The 19,881-nt window shown below is 63.7% G+C and carries 20 protein-coding genes; 3 read left to right on the plus strand and 17 right to left on the minus strand.

Features of this window, described 5'->3' with window-relative positions; translation table 11 throughout:
- Positions 1-7 precede the first annotated feature (7 nt).
- Positions 8-685 carry a hypothetical protein gene (locus HMPREF3120_RS01705; protein WP_070450268.1) on the minus strand — a complete coding sequence of 226 codons (678 nt, stop codon included), beginning with the start codon at positions 683-685 and terminating at the stop codon, positions 8-10.
- 9 nt (positions 686-694) lie between these two features.
- On the minus strand, positions 695-1,315 hold the full coding sequence (locus tag HMPREF3120_RS01710) for a carbonic anhydrase (protein WP_070450272.1): 621 nt from the start codon (positions 1,313-1,315) through the stop codon (positions 695-697).
- A gap of 10 nt (positions 1,316-1,325) precedes the next feature.
- On the opposite strand from HMPREF3120_RS01710, the gene HMPREF3120_RS01715 reads away from it, so the two are divergent.
- Entirely contained in the window at positions 1,326-2,201 is an 876-nt protein-coding gene (locus HMPREF3120_RS01715) for an HhH-GPD family protein (protein ID WP_371441178.1), read from the plus strand.
- On the opposite strand, the gene HMPREF3120_RS11650 is transcribed toward HMPREF3120_RS01715, so the two are convergent.
- Positions 2,180-2,350, minus strand: a complete 171-nt coding sequence (locus HMPREF3120_RS11650; protein ID WP_083279432.1) for a DUF4236 domain-containing protein — start codon at positions 2,348-2,350, stop codon at positions 2,180-2,182. The two genes, HMPREF3120_RS01715 and HMPREF3120_RS11650, sit on opposite strands and share 22 nt — an antisense overlap.
- Positions 2,351-2,374: 24 nt before the next feature.
- Here HMPREF3120_RS11650 and HMPREF3120_RS01720 point away from each other — a divergent pair, with 24 nt between their 5' ends.
- The gene (locus tag HMPREF3120_RS01720) at positions 2,375-3,838 is read left to right on the plus strand and encodes a lipase family protein (RefSeq protein ID WP_070450274.1); all 1,464 of its coding nucleotides are present in this window, start codon (positions 2,375-2,377) and stop codon (positions 3,836-3,838) included.
- Here HMPREF3120_RS01720 and HMPREF3120_RS01725 read toward each other — a convergent pair.
- The gene (locus tag HMPREF3120_RS01725) at positions 3,790-6,531 is read right to left on the minus strand and encodes an ATP-dependent Clp protease ATP-binding subunit (RefSeq protein WP_070422490.1); all 2,742 of its coding nucleotides are present in this window, start codon (positions 6,529-6,531) and stop codon (positions 3,790-3,792) included. The genes HMPREF3120_RS01720 and HMPREF3120_RS01725 overlap by 49 nt on opposite strands.
- A 223-nt stretch (positions 6,532-6,754) precedes the next feature.
- Between HMPREF3120_RS01725 and HMPREF3120_RS12490 the strand changes: the two genes are divergently transcribed.
- Positions 6,755-6,967 carry a hypothetical protein gene (locus HMPREF3120_RS12490; RefSeq protein ID WP_371441179.1) on the plus strand — a complete coding sequence of 71 codons (213 nt, stop codon included), beginning with the start codon at positions 6,755-6,757 and terminating at the stop codon, positions 6,965-6,967.
- On the opposite strand, the gene HMPREF3120_RS01735 is transcribed toward HMPREF3120_RS12490, so the two are convergent.
- The 13 genes from HMPREF3120_RS01735 to folP form a co-directional block, all read right to left on the minus strand.
- The gene (locus HMPREF3120_RS01735) at positions 6,964-7,776 is read right to left on the minus strand and encodes a MetQ/NlpA family ABC transporter substrate-binding protein (protein WP_070450280.1); all 813 of its coding nucleotides are present in this window, start codon (positions 7,774-7,776) and stop codon (positions 6,964-6,966) included. The two genes, HMPREF3120_RS12490 and HMPREF3120_RS01735, sit on opposite strands and share 4 nt — an antisense overlap.
- A gap of 57 nt (positions 7,777-7,833) precedes the next feature.
- Complete coding sequence (gene ptsP / locus HMPREF3120_RS01740; RefSeq protein WP_070450283.1) at positions 7,834-9,525, minus strand: phosphoenolpyruvate--protein phosphotransferase; 1,692 nt, start codon at positions 9,523-9,525, stop codon at positions 7,834-7,836.
- A 10-nt stretch (positions 9,526-9,535) separates the two neighbouring features.
- Positions 9,536-11,533, minus strand: a complete 1,998-nt coding sequence (locus HMPREF3120_RS01745) for a glucose PTS transporter subunit IIA (RefSeq protein WP_070422487.1) — start codon at positions 11,531-11,533, stop codon at positions 9,536-9,538.
- Between the two features lie 69 nt (positions 11,534-11,602).
- The gene (locus tag HMPREF3120_RS11895; protein WP_141739337.1) at positions 11,603-12,463 is read right to left on the minus strand and encodes a hypothetical protein; all 861 of its coding nucleotides are present in this window, start codon (positions 12,461-12,463) and stop codon (positions 11,603-11,605) included.
- A gap of 5 nt (positions 12,464-12,468) precedes the next feature.
- A complete protein-coding gene (gene lysS, locus HMPREF3120_RS01755) occupies positions 12,469-14,010 on the minus strand; it encodes a lysine--tRNA ligase (RefSeq protein WP_070450367.1) in 1,542 nt (513 codons plus the stop codon).
- Between the two features lie 16 nt (positions 14,011-14,026).
- Positions 14,027-15,280 carry a hypothetical protein gene (locus HMPREF3120_RS01760; protein WP_070450286.1) on the minus strand — a complete coding sequence of 418 codons (1,254 nt, stop codon included), beginning with the start codon at positions 15,278-15,280 and terminating at the stop codon, positions 14,027-14,029.
- 38 nt (positions 15,281-15,318) lie between these two features.
- Positions 15,319-16,116, minus strand: coding sequence for a pantoate--beta-alanine ligase (locus HMPREF3120_RS01765; protein WP_070450290.1), 798 nt, complete (start codon positions 16,114-16,116; stop codon positions 15,319-15,321).
- 12 nt (positions 16,117-16,128) lie between these two features.
- Entirely contained in the window at positions 16,129-16,830 is a 702-nt protein-coding gene (locus HMPREF3120_RS01770; protein ID WP_070450294.1) for a 6PGD fold domain-containing protein, read from the minus strand.
- Positions 16,831-17,667, minus strand: a complete 837-nt coding sequence (locus HMPREF3120_RS01775) for a DUF6779 domain-containing protein (protein ID WP_070450371.1) — start codon at positions 17,665-17,667, stop codon at positions 16,831-16,833.
- 10 nt (positions 17,668-17,677) lie between these two features.
- Positions 17,678-18,145 (minus strand): DUF3180 domain-containing protein, encoded by a 468-nt coding sequence (locus HMPREF3120_RS01780; RefSeq protein WP_070450297.1) that lies wholly within the window; start codon positions 18,143-18,145, stop codon positions 17,678-17,680.
- Positions 18,142-18,600: a 2-amino-4-hydroxy-6-hydroxymethyldihydropteridine diphosphokinase gene (folK, locus tag HMPREF3120_RS01785; RefSeq protein WP_070450374.1), complete on the minus strand. Its 459-nt coding sequence runs from the start codon at positions 18,598-18,600 to the stop codon at positions 18,142-18,144. Before folK ends, HMPREF3120_RS01780 begins: the two co-directional genes overlap by 4 nt.
- Before the next feature lie 5 nt (positions 18,601-18,605).
- Positions 18,606-18,977 (minus strand): dihydroneopterin aldolase, encoded by a 372-nt coding sequence (gene folB / locus HMPREF3120_RS01790; RefSeq protein ID WP_070450300.1) that lies wholly within the window; start codon positions 18,975-18,977, stop codon positions 18,606-18,608.
- The gene (gene folP, locus HMPREF3120_RS01795; protein ID WP_070450303.1) at positions 18,970-19,875 is read right to left on the minus strand and encodes a dihydropteroate synthase; all 906 of its coding nucleotides are present in this window, start codon (positions 19,873-19,875) and stop codon (positions 18,970-18,972) included. The genes folB and folP overlap by 8 nt, the downstream gene beginning before the upstream one ends.
- Positions 19,876-19,881 lie beyond the last annotated feature (6 nt).

The raw sequence follows: 19,881 nt of genomic DNA on the forward strand, positions 1-19,881 counted from the left end.
CAAGAAACTAGGTGATGTTGAAGGGGGCTGCTTCCGAAGCATTGTCGCCGATGACCGTGTGCAGGAAGTAGGACCCCGGCTCGATCGCGGGACGGTCATCACACTTACCCGGCTGAGATACGGTGCCGGACCAGCGAGCCTGGTAGCCCTGCTTCTCCCCCGCCTTGTAGGTCTGGGTGCCGGACACGACGGGCTGGTAGCAGTCGGTGTCTGCCCACATGCGCTCGTTAGTACGCATGTCGTACACCTCGAAGCGCAGGATGTTCTCGTCAAGGTCGATGACGCAGTCGGTGTCGGTCGGGTTTTCCACTTCCATGTAGAACACCGGCTCGGTGCCTGCGGCGTAGGACGGCTGGTTCGGCAACGCCTTGATCCGTAGGTCCTTGAGTTCGCATGCGCCAGTGCGGGCCGGTGCGGCCTCAACACTGGAGGAAGGTTCCTCCGACGGGGATGCAGACTCCGAAGCAGATTCCTCAGGCGCGGCGACGGTCGGCTCGGTAGCCACGGTCGGGTTCACGGTTTGCTCGGTGGAGGTTTCGGTTGCCCCATCCGATCCGGATCCGCCGCTGCGGGCCATGGCGGAAAGCGCCCAGACCAGCAACGCCACAACCACGAGGAGGATGACGAGGGCCGCGACGCGGCGACGCATGTAGATCTCCGGGGGCAATGGGCGCTGGTTCGACATGCTTATAACTTAATCGCCGAAGTTTTCGTAGGTGGTCTCGACACGGCCGTCCGAAAGACGGTAACGCGCGCCAACCACACCGATGCTGCGCTTGCTCAAGCCAGCAACGACGGCGGGGATGCGGGCGACCAAGTGCTCGGCGCCGTGGCGGGCGTGGGCTTGCTCGACCTGTTCGCCGCGCTTTTCGGCCTCAACAATGGACGGTGCGATCTTCTCCACGAACAGCCGGGTCAGGCCGTGCGGGATCTCGCCTGACTCGAACGCCTGGACTGCGGAGCCGACAGCGCCACACTTTTCGTGGGACAAGAACAGGACGAGGTCCACGCCGAGGCCGTCGACGGCGAACTCGACAGAAGCGGAGACGGTGGAGTCGACGCAGCCGCCAGCGGTGCGGATGACGAAGATGTCGCCGAATCCGGCGTCGAAAAGCAGCTCGACGGGTACGCGCGAGTCGGAACAACCGATGACGCACACGGCTGGGTTCTGGCCGGACGTCAGCTGCTGGAGGGTTTCGGAATCGCGGTTCGGGGCGACGGGGCTTCCGGTGGCGAAGCGTTCGTTGCCTGCGCGAAGCAGGTCCCATACTTCGCGCGGGGAGGTTGCGGCCTGGAGCTCTGTTGTATTAGTCATACCGGCTATTGTGGCACGCATTGTGCAGAATATTCGCCCAAATCAGGTAGTTGATTGGTACCGCGCCAACGCGCGTGATTTGCCGTGGCGCAAACCAGGCACGTCACCGTGGGGTGTGCTGATCAGCGAGGTCATGAGCCACCAAACCCAGGTGGAGCGCGTTGCCCCCATTTGGTTGGAGTGGATTGAGCGTTGGCCGACCCCGCACGATTTTGCGCAGGCGCGTATCGACGACATCCTGCGCGCCTGGGCCAACCTCGGCTACCCACGGCGGGCGTTGAGGTTGCGGGAGTGTGCACGGGTGATCGTCGATAAGCATGGCGGCGTTGTGCCGGACGATGTGGACGCGCTGCTGGCACTGCCTGGCATTGGGGACTACACGGCGCGGGCGGTGGCGTGTTTCGCCTACGGGAAGAACGTGCCGGTTGTGGACACGAATGTGCGTCGCGTGGTGGCGCGTGTGGAGCGCGGCCAGGCGCTGGGGGTGCCGGGGAAGAAGGAAATCGAGGAGGTTGCGCACCTGCTGCCGGAGGACAACGGTCCCGAGTTTTCGGTCGGGCTCATGGAGCTTGGTGCGCTGGTGTGCACCGCGAAGGCACCGAAGTGCGATGCGTGCCCGGTTGCGCAGGATTGTGCCTGGTTGGCGGCGGGCAGGCCGGCACCTGAGGAGGGGCAGCGGCGGCCGTCGCAACGTTTTGAGGGCACGGATAGGCAGGTCCGCGGCAAGATTATGAAGGTACTGCGCGAGGCAGATTCGCCGGTTGAGCAGGCGATTATCGACGCCGTCTGGCCCGACGACGCCCAACGCTCACGCGCACTGTTCTCACTGTTGGAGGACGGCCTCGCCGAGCAGGATGAGCGCGGTTACTTCCACTTACCGCGGTAGGTCAGCCCACCCGGCAGCTTGATCCACACGCCGCCACGCGAGTTGATGGTCACTGGCCCGACGCGCTTGGAGGCGGAAACGCCCGAACCGGAGTAATTCAGCCAGCTGTCCTTGCTGAGCTTCTGGCGCTTACGAAACTGGAATCCCATAGCCGGCAGTTTACACTGCTGTACATGCAAAAACGTTGGTGCTCCCTGCTCATTCCGGTGTTATTGGCCCCATCCGCGCAGGCTGCGGACCTGAGCGCGGAGTCGTTGTCGTCGCTGTCGTCGGTGGGGTCGTCGACACTCGAGGTGGTACGCGACGCGTCGTCGTTGTCGTCGCTTCCGGAGTCATCGTGGAAACCACTGGCCGGCGCACCAGGTAGCGAGGCGGGCTCGCTTGACGCGGGGAAGCGGGGGCCAGGGTCGACCGGCCAGCGCATCCGCTACACCACCACGAACGAAAAGGGCGAGAAGGTCGCGGTGACTGGGGCGTTTTACAAACACCGCCGCGCGAAGGGGCTCATCGCGCTCGCACCGGGCACGCGTGGTCTGGGTGATCAGTGCGCGCCATCGGCAGGCTCGTCCATGCTGGTGCGCATCGAAGACGGCACCGTGAACATTAACTATGAGGCGCCCCTGGTACAGAAGCTGCTGGATGCCGGCTATTCCGTGATGGTCACCGACTACATCGGGTTGGGCACCGATGGATTGCACACCTACTTGAACAGGGTGGATCAGGGGCATGCGCTTATCGACGCCGCCCGCGCCGTCGCAAAACCAAACCAAAAAGTGGGCTTCTGGGGCTACTCCCAAGGCGGTGGCGCTGCCGCGGCCGCTGCGGAACTCGTCGCCGACTACGCCCCCGAACTCAACGTGATGGGAACGTTCTCCGGTGCTCCGCCAGCCGACCCGCTGGGTGTGCTGGAGCAAGGTACCGCACCGATGCTTACTGCTGTGGCCGGTTTTGCCGCTGCGAGCTACTCCGAAAGCTACCCGGAATTCGGCGAGACCCTGCAGGAACACCTCACCGACGAGGGCAAAGTCTGGCTCGAAGGACTGAAAACCTCGTGTGTGGTCGACGCCTCGTTGTCTGCGCCAGCCGACCCTTCCACACTGTTCACCGCAGGCAACTCGTTCGCTGAAGTGGTGCACTCGGATGAGCGGCTGGCGAAGTATCTGGAACTGAACAAAATGGGCACCGTCGCGCCGTCTGCGCCGATCATGGTGATGACGAATGCCGACGACGACCTCGTTCCGGAGCCGCAAGCCACCCAACTGGCAGAGGACTATTGCGCCGTCGGTGCGCAGGTGGAGTACCGACGCGTGGTGGTGCCGGGTTCCCCGACGCAACCGTTGTCGTCGGGGCGTCTGCAGTTGACGCCACGCGTTCCTGGTTCGGGCCATGCCGCTCCCCTGCTTTTGCAGGCCGATAATGCGATTGCGTGGATGGATGATCGTTTCGCCGAACAGCCTATGAAACGGGTGTGCCCCTCCGACCATCCTGCATATGAGGTGGTGAAGGGGCTTGACGCGGTGGAGATCACCGCGTTAGTCCTCGGCATCCTTGGGATGCTGGGGATACTCGGTGGCGCAGCCTGGTGGGTTTACACCGGCTCGGGGCCGTTGTCTTCCTTGCCCTCGTTGCCGTTCTGATCTTCGGCGGTCGTGTCGCGCTCATCCGGGAACTCGGAGGCTTCGGACTCCGGCTGGGTGCGCTCCGGCTCGATGTCGCGGACCTCTTCTTCCAGCTCGACGTCGAAGGCCTCCGCTGGCAGCGGGCGTGGACGTGGGGTGAAGGTGAAGGTCGCATCCGGGGCGGCCTTGCCGCGATCCTTGCGGGCCGTCTCCACGTCGCCATCCCAACCCTCGACGTCCACGGTGATGATCTCCCCGGCACCGATCTCGCCGAAGAGGATCTTCTCGGACAGGATGTCCTCGATCTCCCGCTGGATGGTGCGACGCAGCGGACGTGCACCCAGCACGGGGTCGAAACCACGGACTGCAAGCAGGTTCTTGGCGTTCTCGGTGAGCTCGATGCCCATGTCCTGCGCGGCCAGGTTCTTGTCCACTCGAGCGATGAGCAGGTCCACCATCTGGACAATCTCTTCCTGGGAGAGCTGCTTGAACACGACGATCTCGTCGATACGGTTCAGGAACTCCGGGCGGAAGTGCTTCTTCAGCTCGTCGTGGACCTTACCCTTCATGCGCTCGTACTGCGCCTCGGAATCCGCGGCGGTGTCCCCGGTGAAGCCCAGGCCGACCGGCTTGGAGATGTCGGAGGTACCCAGGTTCGAGGTGAAGATCAGCACCGTGTTCTTGAAGTCCACGTTGCGGCCCTGGCCGTCGGTGACGTGGCCTTCTTCCAGCACCTGCAGGAGGGTGTTGTAGATCTCCTTGTGGGCCTTCTCGATCTCGTCGAAAAGCACGACCGAGAACGGCTTGCGGCGCACCTTCTCGGTGAGCTGGCCGCCCTCTTCGTAGCCGACGTATCCCGGAGGGGCACCGAAGAGACGCGACGCGGTGAAGCGGTCGTGGAACTCGCCCATGTCCACCTGGATCAGGGAGTCGTCGTCGCCGAAGAGGAACTCTGCAAGCGCCTTCGACAGCTCCGTCTTACCCACACCGGATGGGCCGGCGAAGATGAACGAACCGGACGGACGGTTCGGATCCTTCAGTCCCGCGCGGGTGCGGCGGATGGAGCGGGACACAGCCTTGACAGCCTCGTCCTGGCCGATGATGCGCTTGTGCAGCTCGCCTTCCATGTTGAGCAGGCGCTTCGACTCGCTCTCGGTGAGCTTGAACACCGGGATGCCAGTCCAGTTGGCCAGTACGTCAGCGATCTGCTCCTCGCCAACCTCGGCGATGTCCTCGAGGTCGTCCGAGCGCCACTTCTTCTCCTTCGCGGCGCGCTCCTCGGTGAGCTTGCGCTCCGTTTCGCGCAGGCTGGCTGCCTTCTCAAAGTCCTGGGCGTCGATCGCCGCTTCCTTTTCCTTGCGGACCTCGGCGATGCGGTCGTCGACCTCGCGCAGGGAATCCGGGGCGGTCATGCGCTTGATGCGCATGCGGGCGCCGGCCTCGTCGAGAAGATCGACTGCCTTATCCGGCAGGAAACGGTCATTGATGTAGCGATCCGACAGGTTCGCAGCAGCCTTCAGAGCGTCGTCGGTGTAGGACACGCGGTGGTGCGCCTCGTAGCGGTCGCGCAGGCCCTTGAGGATCTGGATGGTGTCCTCGATGCTCGGCTCGTCCACCTGCACCGGTTGGAAACGACGCTCAAGGGCGGCGTCCTTCTCAATGTGCTTGCGGTACTCGTCAAGCGTGGTGGCACCGATGGTCTGGAGCTCGCCACGAGCCAGCTTCGGCTTCAGCAGCGAAGCAGCGTCGATCGCACCTTCGGCGGCACCGGCGCCGACGAGGGTGTGGATCTCGTCGATAAACAGGATGATGTCGCCGCGCTGGTTGATCTCCTTGAGCACCTTCTTCAGGCGCTCCTCGAAGTCACCGCGGTAACGCGAACCTGCAACCAGGGAGCCCAGGTCCAGCGAGTAAACCTGCTTGTCCTTCAGGGTCTCCGGGACGTTGCCGTTCGCAATGTCGAGCGCCAAGCCCTCCACGACCGCGGTCTTACCGACGCCCGGCTCACCAATGAGCACCGGGTTGTTCTTGGTACGGCGCGACAGGACCTGCATGACGCGCTCGATTTCCTTGTCACGGCCCACAACCGGGTCGAGCTTGCCTTCCTTGGCAGCTGCGGTGAGGTTACGGCCGAACTGGTCGAGCACGAGCGAGTTGGAACGCTCGCCGCCCTGCGGGCCGCCACCACCTGCACGGTTGCCGCCAGCACCCGCACCTGCGAAGCCCGGGCCGCCGCCCTGCTGCGGGGACTCCGGATTCTGTGCCTCGCCGCCCTCGTAACCAGACAGCAACTGGATAACCTGCTGGCGCACACGCGGCAGGTCAGCGCCGAGCTTGATCAGCACCTGCGCCGCAACGCCCTCGCCCTCACGGATCAGGCCGAGCAGCAAAAACTCGGTGCCGATGTACTTGTGGCCCATCTGCAGACCCTCACGCAGGGAGAGCTCCAGAACCTTCTTGGCACGCGGGGTAAACGGGATGTGACCGGTGACCGGCTGGGTGCCGTGGCCAATGATGTCGATGACCTCACGGCGCACATCCTCAAGGTTGATACCCATGGATTCGAGGGCCTTCGCGGCGACGCCCTCGCCTTCCTTAATCAGGCCGAGCAGGATGTGCTCGGTGCCCATGTAGTTGTGATTGAGCGCGCGCGCTTCCTCCTGCGCCAGGACGATGACGCGACGGGCCCGGTCGGTAAACCGCTCGAACATGTGGCTGACCCCTTCTATAGCTAAATCGTTGTCCACCACCATAACGCCGGGGTGCGACATCACTTCCCACGTTTTGGCTGCCGGGGGCGTGGAATCGTCGAAAAGCAGTGCTCAGAGGGGATGTTCACCCTTAGCGAACATCCCTGAAATACACATTTTCATGCAGTTTGCAGCCCGGATTAAACGGGTGCCCGCACGAGGGGCACGCGGCCCCATACTCGGCGTGCGTCATCATGTAACCGCACGCACCGCACATCACAGAGCGCAGTTGCTTATCGACGCCCACAAACCGGTGATCCGCCAACTCGTCATGACACAGCGAACAGGCCCAGAGTTTGTGGCAGGACCCGCAGGTATTGGCAATGACGTCGCACTCCGAGTGCCAGTGGGCGCACCGGCCTTGCGGGTCGACGTCGATACCGTGGATTTTCATTAATTCACCGGGATTACGGAGCCGCTGTACTTCTCGCGGATCCACTCTGCGGTCTCCGGCGAGCTCAGGTCCGCCGCCAGCTTCTCGATGCGGGGATCCTTCGCCGCGTCCTCATTGGCTGCGAGGATATTCACGTACGGGTTGTTCTCCGGGCTTTCGGCAATGACAGAGTCCTCCGACGGGTTCAGGCCAATTTCCAGAGCGAAGTTCGAGGTTACGATGACACCAGCGACAGACTCGTCCGACAGCGACTGAATAACCAGGGTGTCTTCGACCGGGACGATCTCAATGTCCTTCGGGTTGTCGGTGATCGACTGCAGGTTGATCTTGGACACGTTTGCCGGATCAATCTCCTGGTCCAGACCGATGACGCCGTTGGCCTCCAGCAGGATCAGCGCACGGGCAAGGTTGGACGGCGAGTTATGAGTCACGATCTTCGCCCCCTGCTCCAACTCGTCAATGGACTTGATGGAGTTGGAGTACATCCCCATCGGCTCAATGTGGACTCCGACGATGTTGACCAGGTTCTTGCCAGTCTGAGTATTCCAGTCCAGCAGGTACGGCGAGTGCTGGTAAAAGTTCGCGTCCGCGGAACCGTTGGCCACCGACATGTTCGGTTCCGACCCACCAGAAATGACCTTGACATCCAGCTCATACTCTGGATTTTGCTCATCGACGTAGCGCAGAATCTCCGCGTGGGGCGTGGCTTGCGCCAGGACGGTGAGCGGTTCTTCACCGCCTGAATCACTGGAGCAAGCAACGAGGCCAAGGCCAACTGCGGCAGACAAAGCAATGGACGCGAAACGCTTCATGGGGAAGCCCTTTCCCTATTGTGAACAACCTTGTCTGCCAATACTAGACTATGCGGTTCACAGTAGGTCAAGAATTACCGAATCCGCGATCCCAAGCACCGCCTCACGTGCATCTTCAGCGGTCCGGGCGGCAAGGGCAGCATCGGCCATCTTCCGGCAGGTATCCATGTCGTGCAGGCGCAGCGCCGCGCGCACGGCGTTGACCTTGCCGGGCGCCATAGACAGTGACTTCACGCCAAGGCCGACAAGGACGAGGGCCATGAGCGGGTCGCCGCCGGCCTCGCCGCACACGCCGATGGGCTTGCCAGTAGCTTCACCGCCGCGGCAGGTCTCGCGGATCATGGACAGCACCGCGGGCTGCCAGGGCGAGAGCAGTTCGGCGAGTTCGCCCTGCATGCGGTCAGCGGCCATCGTGTACTGGGAAAGGTCGTTGGTGCCGATGGAGCCGAAGTCCACAACGTCGAGCACCTGCCCGGCGCGAATCGCGGCCGCAGGGGTTTCGACCATGATGCCCACCTGCTTCAGTCCAGCAGCGCGGGCGCGTTCGGCGAACCACTCGGCCTCCTCGACCGTGGCGACCATGGGCGCCATGACCCACAGTTCGGCGTCCGGCACGTTACGCTGCGCGTTGGCGAGTGCCTCCAACTGGTCGGCGAGCAGATCCTCGCGGGCTTGGGACAGGCGCAGGCCACGGCGGCCGAGGGCGGGGTTTTCCTCCTCGCCAAGGTCCGCAAACGACAGCGGCTTGTCGGCGCCGGCGTCGAGGGTGCGCACCACCACGCGGCGCGCACCGAAGGCCTCGAGGACCTTGGTGTAGGTCTCGGTCTGCTCGTCCACGCTGGGCGCGGAGTCGCGGTCCAGGAAGAGAAACTCAGAGCGGAACAGGCCGGAGCCTTCCAGGTCATAGCCCGCAGCCTTCACCGCGTCTTCGGCGGTGCCGATGTTGGCCAGCAGTTTCACGGCGTGGCCGTCGCGGGTGGCGCCGGCGCCGGCGGAGCCTTCCAGTGCGGCGGCGCGGCGGCGGGAGCGCTCGTCGAGTTCGGCGACGTCCTCATCGGACGGGGCGACGATGATTTGGCCGGTGCTGCCGTCGAGGGCGATGCGGGGGTCGTCGACAATCGCATCGGAAATGCCCTTGACCTGCACTGCGGCGGGGATGCCGAGCTGTGCGGCGAGGATCGCGGTATGCGAGGTCGCGCCACCCGCCTCGGTGACAATGCCGAGCACCATCGCAGGGTCCAGCGTGGCGGTCTCAGCGGGCGCAAGATCGTGCGCGACCAGCACAGACGGTGCCGTCAGATCCGGCACGCCCGGCTCCGGCAAGCCGCGAAGGCGTGCGGTGGCGCGGTCGCGGATGTCGTAAAGGTCGGTGACACGCTCGGCCATGTAGCCGCCGAGTTTGCGCAGCTTGTTCGCGTACGTCTCCACCGCGTCGTGTACCGCTTTGGTGGGGCCGCTGCCCTTCTTCAGTTCCTTGTCCACCCCGCGGATCAGGCCACGATCCGTGGCCAGCGCCGCGGTGGCCTCGAGCACCTCCTGCGACGCCTTCGAGTTGGCGTGCGCCGCGCGTTCGCGTAACGACGACGCCACCTCCCCCAACACTTCCCGTATCCGCTGACCATCCGCCTCGGGGTCCACGGAGGCGGGCTCGTGGTTATCGATACCCACCGCCGGGGTCACTACCGCGACGGGTCCGCAGGTAGTACCAGCGGACACACCAATGCCGTGAAGAACTGTGCGCTCAGTCATGCCACCGAGCCTACTCGGCAGGCGTGATCTCGAGGATCGCATCTCCAATTTCGACGGTGCCATCGGCCACGTCGTTTACTCCGCCGAGTTTCTTGGAGTTGACCACGGTGGTGATCACAGTGGTGTCGACCCCCTTGGCAGCAATCGCTGGGAAGTCCACCTCCGCCAGCGCGTCACCTGCCGCAACCTCCTGTTTCTTCTCCACCAGCGGGGTGAAGCCCTCGCCCTCGAGTTTCACGGTGTCGATGCCGATGTGCACCAGCAGTTCCGCGCCGTCGTCGGTCTTGATGCCGTAGGCGTGGCCAGTCTTCGCCACCGAAATCACCTTGCCCGCAGCGGGCGCAACCACGGTGAGTTTGTCATTCGCCGGAATCACGCCAACAGCCTGGCCGAGGGCGCCGGAGGCGAAGGCGGCGTCGTTAAGCGCTGCCATCGCCACAACCTCACCAGCGACAGGAGCGAGCACTGTGCTTTCAGTGCTTTGCGACGACCCCACAACCGCAACCGGCTCCTCCTCACGAGCAGCAGCCGCGCGAGCAAGCGCGTCCGCCTTCTCCTCAGGGGTGCGGTAGTCGGTGATCAGGATGATGAAGAACGAGGTGAAGAACGCCACTGCGATGGCGATCATGTAGACCCACATTGGGTCGAACACGAACATGGTCGGGATGGAGGTGAACACGAACGCGTTCGTCTTCACGCCACCGAACGGGGTGCCCAGGATCGCGATAGTCAGGCCGCCGGCGAAGCAGCCGACGAGCATGCGCGGGTAGATCTTCTTAAAGCGCAGGTGGATACCGTAGAGCGACGGCTCGGAGATGCCGCCGAGCAGGCCCGCGGCGAGGGCGGAACCGGAGGTCTGGCGCATCAGCGGGTCGCGGTCACGAATAGAAATAGCCAGCACCGCGGCGGTGGCGCCGAAACAGGCAAAGTTCCACGCACCCATTGGTCCCTGGATGAAGTCGTAGCCAAGGGTGTTGATGTTCACCAGCATCAGCGCGTTGAGCGGCCAGTGCAGGCCAAGCGGAACCAGGAACGGGTAGAGCATCGGGATCAGCAGCGCGAACAGGAACGGCGCATTGCCGTTCATCCACGCCAGACCAGTACCAATCCACGCGCCGAGCAGGTAGCCGAACGGGCCGATGATAAACGCGGTGACCGGGATCATGACCAGCAGCGTCAAAAACGGCACAAACACCATGTGCACGGCAGACGGGATGATCTTCTGCAACCCCTTGTACAGCAGGGCGGCAACAGCCGCCATGATCAGCGGCACGAACACGTTGCCGTTGTAGCCGTTCAGAATCATCGGCAGGCCGAACACATCGACGACGTCGGTCGGTGCGCCGAAGAGATCGATCACCCGCGCATCGGGGTGGTCCTTCAAGTCAATGAAGTCCGGGGTAAATAGCGCAAGCATGATCGCGGCCGGCACCCACGGGTCGATGTTGAGCTTCTTGCCCGCGTTGTAGGCAACCGCCACCGGCAGGAAGAAGAACACCGAGCCCCACATGGCGTCGACGAACTGCCAGCCCGGCGTCTTCACTTCCGCGTGGAAGTTCACGATCTCAAACGCGTCAAGGAACGCCGCAAACGCGATGATCAGCGAAGCACCGAGCAGCACGCCCAGGATCGGGCGGAACGAGTCCGAGAGGTACTCGAAGAACGCGTCCAGCCACGGCATCTTGCCCTTGGCCTTGTCGCGCTGCTGCTTCTTCAACTCATCGTTGGAAACCGAGCGGCCCGCCATCTCGGGCAGGTTATTGATCGCGTTGTACACCGTAGCCACGTCACCACCGACGATGACCTGGTAGTGGCTGCCGCCCTGGGGGACCGCGCCCATTACCTTCGGGTTTGCTTCGAGGCGGTCTTTGTCGGCCAGGGAGGCGTCGTTTAGTTCGAACCGCAGTCGGGTCGCACAGTGTGTCATCGACGCGATGTTGTCGGCCCCGCCGATTCCGGCGAGGATATCGGCAGCCTGATCTTGCAGGCTCGCCTTAGTGGTCGCCATGCTGATGCTCCTTTCAACCACATGGTTTAGTCACATCAAACGTTAGTTGGTTATAACCACCGTGCACAATTAGCAGGGGTCGAGATATTCCTCACGATCCGACAACACTCGCGCGTTCCCGCCGTAGTCCTTCTTCGCAGCACACAGCGCATCCGTGTCGTGACCAAAGTCGAGATACACCGGGTAGATGTCGTTGCCATCGACCTGTGCGCGAAGCGACGGGCAGTGGCCTGGATAGGTGTACTCAGCATTTCCATCGCCGAGATACGCAATGTCAAACGCAAGCTTGGAGTGTGTCGAGCCAATATCTCCGTCCGCAATTACGGAATCGAGAATGAGAATTCCTCGTCCATCACAATTCGGCGCAGAGATTTGACGCTTAACCCCTTCAAACTGCGCCTCGATAATCACGCCATCGCTGTCGCGCTTAATCCCCCAGTTTGGGTCGAGTGTGCTCGATGTCGGCACAGGAGTGGAAGCCTTCGCCTGCTTCTTGTGCGGCGGCTCCTGACCAGGCGGGTATACGCCGCAGCGTGGCTCCTTATCCGCCAGGGATTCGGGAACGCCGAGCTCCTCAAGACGACCCGGGTTAAAGCACGGCCGCGCCATACCCATGCCATCCCACACGCCATCGGACTCTACTTCTACCCAGTGCTTACCGTCCCACTGCGCGAGGATGATGTTGCCGGAATTCGGAACTCCAGGACGAGTGAATCCACTTTCGCAAGGACCATACAGCTCAAACTCTTCAAGCCCTGGCGAATTTTTGATTGCATCAGTGGAGCAATCCGGTGGGGGCAGCTGCGACGTTGTTGTGGTTGGCGTGGTAGGCACCGTTGGCTCCGCAAGCTCTGCTTGTTCACTACTGCCACAGCCCGCCAACGAGGCTGCGAGGAGTACTCCGGCTGCTGCGAGGGGCCAACGGCGCATCGTCGTTACGCCTCCGGCTTCACCATCGGGAACAGGACGGTCTCGCGGATGCCCAGGCCAGTCAGGGCCATGAGCAGGCGGTCCACGCCCATGCCGCAACCTGCTGTCGGCGGCATGCCCTGCTCCATAGCGGCGAGGAAGTCCTCGTCGAGCACCATGGCCTCGTCGTCACCATGCGCCGCCAGGCGGGCCTGGTCTTCGAAGCGCTCGCGCTGGATCACCGGGTCGATGAGCTCGGAGTAGCCGGTGGCCAGCTCGAAGCCACGGACGTAGAGGTCGAACTTCTCGGTCACACCCGGCTGCTCGCGGTGGTCGCGGGTCAGCGGGGAGGTCTCCACCGGGAAGTTAATGACAAAGGTCGGCTCGTAGAGCTGGTCGGAGCAAAGCTCCTCCCAGATTTCCTCCACAAGCTTGCCGTGCAGCCAGCCTGCATTCTCCGGAACCTTCAGACCGATAGTCTCAGCGATGCCCTTGAGTTCCTCCACGGAGGAATCGATGGTCACCTCAGGCTGGCCCGGGAACTTACGCTGCAGCGCCTCGTTGAGCGACGGGTACATCTCCAGTACCTTCCACTCGCCGCCGAAGTCGTACTCGGTGCCGTCAGCCAGCGTGACCTTCTGGGAGCCGAAAACTTCCTGGGCACAGAACTGGACGAGACCCTTCATGGTCTCCGCACCGTCCTTGTAGGTGCCCCACGCCTGGTAGGTCTCCAACATGGTGAACTCCGGCGAGTGGGACGAATCCACGCCCTCGTTGCGGAAGTTCTTGTTGATCTCAAAGACGCGCTCCAGACCACCAACAACGGCCCTCTTCAGGTAAAGCTCCGGCGCGATGCGCAGGTAGAGGTCAATGTCCAGCGCGTTGGAGTGGGTGACAAACGGACGCGCCGCAGCACCGCCGTGCAGCGTCTGCAGCATCGGCGTCTCAATCTCCACAAAGTCCAGGCCCGTCAGGTACTTACGCACCGCGGCCATGACCTTGATACGGGTCATGGCGTTCTTGCGCGCATCCTCGCGCATGATCAGATCCGTGTAACGGCGACGGACGCGCTGCTCCTCGTTCATGTCCGCAAACGCGACCGGAAGCGGGCTCAAGGCCTTCGAGGCCATGTGCCAGGACTGTGCCTGGACGGAGAGCTCGCCTCGTCGAGAAGCAATGATGCGCCCACGAACCGAGACAATGTCACCCAGGTCCGTGTCAGCCTTCCACTGCGCGAGGGCCTCCTCGCCCACCTCTGCCAGCGACAACATGACCTGCAACTGGGTGCCGTCACCCTCCTGCAAGGTGGCAAAGCAAAGCTTGCCGGTGTTGCGCTGGAACATGACGCGGCCGGCGACGGCCACCACATCCTGGGTTTCCTGGCCGGCCTCAAGGCGGGTCACACCGTCGCCTTCGCCCTCTTCAACGACCTGGTACTTCGCCCGCAGGTCCTTCAGCGAGGTCGTACGGTCAACTTCGACGGGGTAGGCATCACGGCCCTCGCCGATAAGCCGTTGCCTCTTCTCCCGGCGGATTTGCTGCTGCTCTGAAAGATCCTGCGTACTCACGCCGGTCAATCGTAGTCTATTGGCAAAGCGGAAGATCCAGACGCTGCTCTTCCGAGTTCAAACCGTTAATAATCATGAGGTATTCAGGCTTGTCCTGCGGCACCATCACATAGGCAGGCGGGTTCGCATCCGGCAACTCATAGGAGTTCACGGTGCACTCACCGGAGCCCAGAACGACGGCCTCGCGCGGGTCCGGCACCGCATCGTCGCGGTCATACTCGTCGGCGTACTTCACCACAGACACACCCAACTCTGCGTTGGCGCAGCGGATCTTGCCTTCCTGATCCGGATCGGTCGAGCCGTTCTCGCAGCGCAGATCCTGCCAGCCCTTCTGGCCGGACTTCTTGGACACGATATCCGGGTACTCCTCGGCGATCTGCGCCTCCGCACCCTCCCAGGCCTCGCCGCGGTTGGCGGACCAATACCACAGTGCCGCAATAGCGATGAGCAGTAGCGCCAGGATCGCGATGATCCACGGCCACGGGACTTTCTTCTCGTTCGTCGCCGCCGGGCGGGTGTAGTTGCCGTCCGGGCCGTACGCGTACGGCTCAGGGCGCTTGCGATAGCCGTCCTCCGGGTTGGGAGCAACGTCGATGTTGGACGCCTCCTGGGGCGCCTCGCCCACCGGCACCATATGCAGCACATCCGCACAGGTGCGCACGCCCTCGCGTGGGGCCTCGCCCGTCATCAGACTGACCACGCTGGCGAACTTGTCCACATTCGCCTTGGCCAACTCCTCATCCGAGCCAACCGCGTCGGTACTCGGACCAACCAGGGTGAGCTTCACCGGGGTGGTCGACCACTGCGGCTGCACCAAAAGTCGCTCCGGCGAAATAGAACGGGAGACGAACCCGGACAGGCCCTTGAGGTCGTAGTCATCGATGGCCTCGACCACCGGGGCGAGCAGGTCACGCACTTCCTGCTGGGTAAACGTCGCGCCCTTCTCCGCAATGAGGTCGCTCAGCGGCGTGCCGGTTGCGGCCTCGCGCAGGACGAAAAGCTGCCCTTCGTCGGTGGTACCCACACTGCGCGGCTGGAACGCGCCCGGATGCGCCGCCAGCGCGAGGCGGCTGTTGAGCGTGTTCACGTCGGCGCCGAGGTGTTCCGCCACCTTCGTGTCAAAGACCTCCACCTCTACGGCGTGGCCTTTGTCGTCCGACGCGGTGTACAACGTGGACGTTTCAGTACGGCCGCTTTCACGCACCTGCTCAGGGGTGAAGGCGAAGCCGAAGCGGTCGGCGAGGATTCCGGCGATGTTGGGCACAGACATGCGCCGCATTCTACCGCCTGCGACCGCAGCCCGTTCGGCTACCTATCTTCTTCGATGTGCTTGAAGCCAATCCCGAGCGGCAAACCCACGTTGTCGGCCAGGCGCACAGGGCCGAGGTCGACGGCGGCGAGGAGGCGGGCGTCGCCACGCTCGGGCGCTTCGCGCATCGCCAGGTCGCGCAGCTCAAGGTAGGCCGGTTCAAGGCCCTCGGCGGCGAGCACACCACGCACGGTTTCCAACACGACCTCGGCGCCCTGCTCAGCGGCGTGGGCACCTGCGGTCAGCGCCGCAGGCAGTGCGAGAGCTGCCTCGCGCAGATCCTCCGGCACGTCCGCGTTGCGCAGCGACACCGCCAGCCCATTCGGAGTACGCACGGTGGGAACCGAGTGCAGTTTGACCTCCATACGCAGGCCAGAGACCGCATATTGCGTGGCGACGAGCACCTCAAAGTCCTTCTCCCCCAACACCACATCCGTCGCATGCGAGGCGTTAATCGCAGCAAGGATGCGCGCCACCTCGCGCTGCGTGTGCTCCGGGTCCTCCAGCGGATCCACCCCGGAATCCACCCGCACCTTGGTTGCCAGCGGGCCGTGGAACACCACGTCCACCTTCTCCTCGGCGAAGATGTCCGGCACCTCGTCGCCAGTAAACGTGACCACGACGCACGAGCCGAGCAGCGACTTCGCCGCACGGATTAACTCAATGTGACCCGCGTGCACATCGCGACCCAACGGCACGACCACAACGGACTTGCCAATCTTGCGAAACGCCCGCCCGTACGTTGCCAGCAGCGCCTCATCCGTAACGACGACTGCCTTACCTGCCTCAAACGCCATCTATCTTCCCCTTTATCTTCCCTCGTATTTCTGAATAACCCACAGTTCCGTATCCGTGTCCTGCTCCATCTCACCGCGTCGGCGCTGCAGATCCACAAACAGCCTGCGCACCCCGGGTTCCGGCAGTGCGTCCAGCATCCGGTCCAAGTCGTTGACGCTTTTTGCGTATCGACGACCCGACGCCGCCTCGATGAACTTCTCCGCCACCGCCTCAAACGCAGGAACCGTATCGATGAGCAGCTCGAGCGCGTCGTCGCGCACCGTCGCTTCCAGCGCGCGAAGTTCTTGGGCGGCGGCGATGGTGGGGCGGACGGTGTCGTCGATACGCATGCTCGTGCCGCCGATCTCCGCGATGAGCAGCCCCACGACGGTTTCGCCGAGTTCGTCCGCGGCGGAGGTGACCCAAATATTGTCGAAGAGGTTGTGGGCGCACATGGTGATGGCCTGGGACGTTTCGATGTCGTCAAGCAACTGCGGACCTTCCTCCAACGCGGTGTGGAGGAACATCTGCTGCGGGCGCGCGTAATCAGCCAGGATTTCTGCGGCGGCGCGGATATCGTTCGCGGAGCCGTCGATGAGCACGAGGTCCACGTGCGCGATTGCGCCCGGGTCGGTGTTGATATCGATCGGGCGCACGGTGTGCCCGGCGCGCTCCATGTCGAGAGCGAGTTGGCTGTGGCCGGGGATTGCGCCTACGAGCAGGCGTGGCGCCATTTACTTCCCCCGGCGGGCGAGCAGTTCAGCGACGGAAATGGAGTTCTCGCGCTCGTCACGACGACGGCGGCCCGAACGGCGCGGCTCCTCCTGCGGTTCCGGTTCCGGGGTTGGCTCCGGCTTGGGTTCTGGCTGCGGTTCTGGCTTGGGTTCCGGCTTTGCTTCTGCTTCCGCTTGCGCCTTGCGCTCGCTGATCAGGTCAGACAGCGGGTTGCGGGCAGGGCGGCCGGACGGCTGGGTGCCGATGCGGCCAGCGATCGCATCCGAGCTCGGCGCACCTGTCGGACGCACGCGGTCGAGCACAACCGTGTCGTCGGTCGACGGCGACGGGCGCGCTGGTTCTGGTTCTGGCGTTGGTTCCGGTTTTGGTGCCGGCTCCGGTTCCGGTGCTGGCTGTAGGGCGCTCTCCAACTCGGAGATGCGACGCGCAGAGGCGCGCACGGCAGCTGGCTCGTACTCGAAGACGCGGCCGTTGAGCTCCTCCAACTGTGCTCGCAGTGCCTGGATCTCGTCCTGCAGCGCGCGAAGGGCTTCCATGTCCACCGCGGAACCCTCGCCCTGCGGCAGGGCGGCGATGACGGCCTTGTGGCGCTCTTCCTGCTCGCGGACTTGCTCGCGGGCGGCTTCGGCGTCCCGGGTGGCGTCGTCACGCTCGCGGCGGCTGCGGAAGTTCAAGATCAACCCGGCCGCTCCGGCCCACAGCGCGAAGATCAACGCGATCTTCAGCGCGTTGGCAGAGTTGGTAAACAGCATGACAACGGTGCCAATTACGGCGACAACAAAGGGGACGATGACCCACAGGGTTGCGCTGTCACTGGATGTGTTTTTGGCACTCATGCCCAACACTCTAGCCAACCCCCTGCCCGTCGGCGGGTGGCGACACCTCGCAGTTTTTCTCCAGCACCAACCCGGCCACACACAGCGCGATGCCGCCGAGAGTGCCCACCGTCAGGGGAACGACGTCGTCAGATGCCGCCGCCAGCACATCAAGTTTGCGCACCACATACATCAACGCACCTGCATACATGCCGCCGCAGATCGCACCCGCCCACGCGCTGGCCTTGCCAAACACCATGAAGTTCGCCGCCTGCATCGGGTTAAGTTGGCTCCGATCCAACCCCACCTGGCCGTCCTTGCGGCGCTTGTGCACCACCCACGCCAGCCACCCGGCCACCGCGGCGATGCACCACAACGACAGCGGCACGATCACATCCAGCGACTCCAGCCAGCTGTAGTAGCGACGCACCACAATCAGCGCAGCCGCGGCACTGAAACCAGCAGCGGCGATGATCCCCTCGATCGGCGTGCGCTTCACAGTTTGCGCACCCCTTGATCCTCCAGACCATCGAGCAATTCGCGTATCGACGACCCCCTCAACTCCGCACCCGGATCAATCTCCAACCACGGCTCAAGCACAAACTGGCGCAGGTGCGCGCGCGGGTGCGGGACCGTCAGCACCGGGTCGTCGGAGGTATAGCCCTCGATCCAGACAATGTCCACGTCCAGGGTGCGAGGGCCCCAGCGCTCCACGCGCACACGGTCGGCCTCGTTTTCCAGGCGCTGGCAGCGCTCGAGCAACTCGTGCGGGGTTTGGTCCACCTCCACCAGCAGGCTCTGATTGAGAAAGTCCGGCTGGTCAGTCTTGCCCCAGGGCGCGGTGGCGTAGATGGAGCTGGCAGCAACGGTTTCGCTCGCGAACTCATCCACAACCGCGCGCAGGTGCGCACGCGCATCACCCATGTTCGATCCGGAGGACAGCACTGCGCGCATGGGCATCACATCCGTTTCCGGGAGCGGCGAGCCACTACTGCGACGTCGTCGAACACTGCCGGGATCGGCGCGTGCGGCTTGTGCAGAGTGACCTCGATGGCCTGCAGCACGTCGTAGGTGCGCATAGCGGTCTCTGCGATCTCGACAACCACGGTCTCAATCAACTGGCGTGGCGTACCGATGGCAATGGCCAGCGCGGTGTCGGCCAGTTCGGCGTAGTTGACGGTTTTGGTCAGGTCGTCGTCACGCGCGGCGTCTGCGAACTCCAACCAGCACGTAATGTCCAGCGAGAACGCCTGGCCAAACTCCGTTTCGTGCTCGAGCACGCCGTGGTTGGCGTGGAACTTAAGCCCCTTGAGTTCGATGCGGTCAGCCATGGTTCCACCTTGCCACCACATCCACCGCGTCGCGCGAGACCGCAACCTCGTGCACACGAACGCACCAGGCGCCGGCCTGGGCAGACAGCGCCGTGACGGCAGCGGTAGCCGGGTCCGCATCCACCGGGGAGTGCTCCAGACCACGATCCGCGCGGATCTCCCTGAGGAAACGCTTGCGCGACGCACCCACAAGAATCGGGAACTCACCGGCGATAAACTCCGGCAGGGCGTTGAGCAGCGCCCAGTTATCGGCCGCGGTCTTAGCAAAGCCCAACCCCGGGTCCAGCGTGATCTGCTCCTTGGCCACCCCCGCGGCCAGGGCGTTCTCGACGAGTTCTGCCAGCACCTGGTGGACGTCCTTGACCACATCCCCGCCGTGGTCGGCCGCACCCGAGGCGTTGACAAACGCGTCCGCACGCCAGTGCATCAGGCACACCGGCAGCTGCGTTTCCGCCATCACGCGGTACATGTCCTCATCCGCCAGGCCACCGGAGACGTCGTTGATCAGATCCACGCCCTCTTCAGCAGCGGCCTGCGCGGTAGCGGCACGCATCGTGTCAATCGAGGTCCGGATGCCATCCTCGTGCAACGTCCGGATCACCGGGCGAATGCGCTCCGCTTCCACCTCCGCGGGAACGCGGGTGGCGCCGCTCATCCTCCGTGAGGGGCTGCAGAGACTCGGGTCCACCTCCGCGGGAACGCGGGTGGCGCCGGGTCGGGTGGATTCGGCGCCGACGTCGATAATGTCCGCGCCCAACTTCACCAACTCGTGGGCATGGGCGATGGCATCGTCGGTGGCGAGCCACTTGCCGCCATCCGAAAACGAATCCTCCGTGACGTTGACAATCCCCATCACACTCGTGCGTCCGGACAGTGTCAGGTCGGCGACAGTGGTCATTGGTGT

Source organism: Corynebacterium sp. HMSC11D10 (genome assembly GCF_001806995.1).
Taxonomy (GTDB): Bacteria; Actinomycetota; Actinomycetes; order Mycobacteriales; family Mycobacteriaceae; genus Corynebacterium; species Corynebacterium coyleae.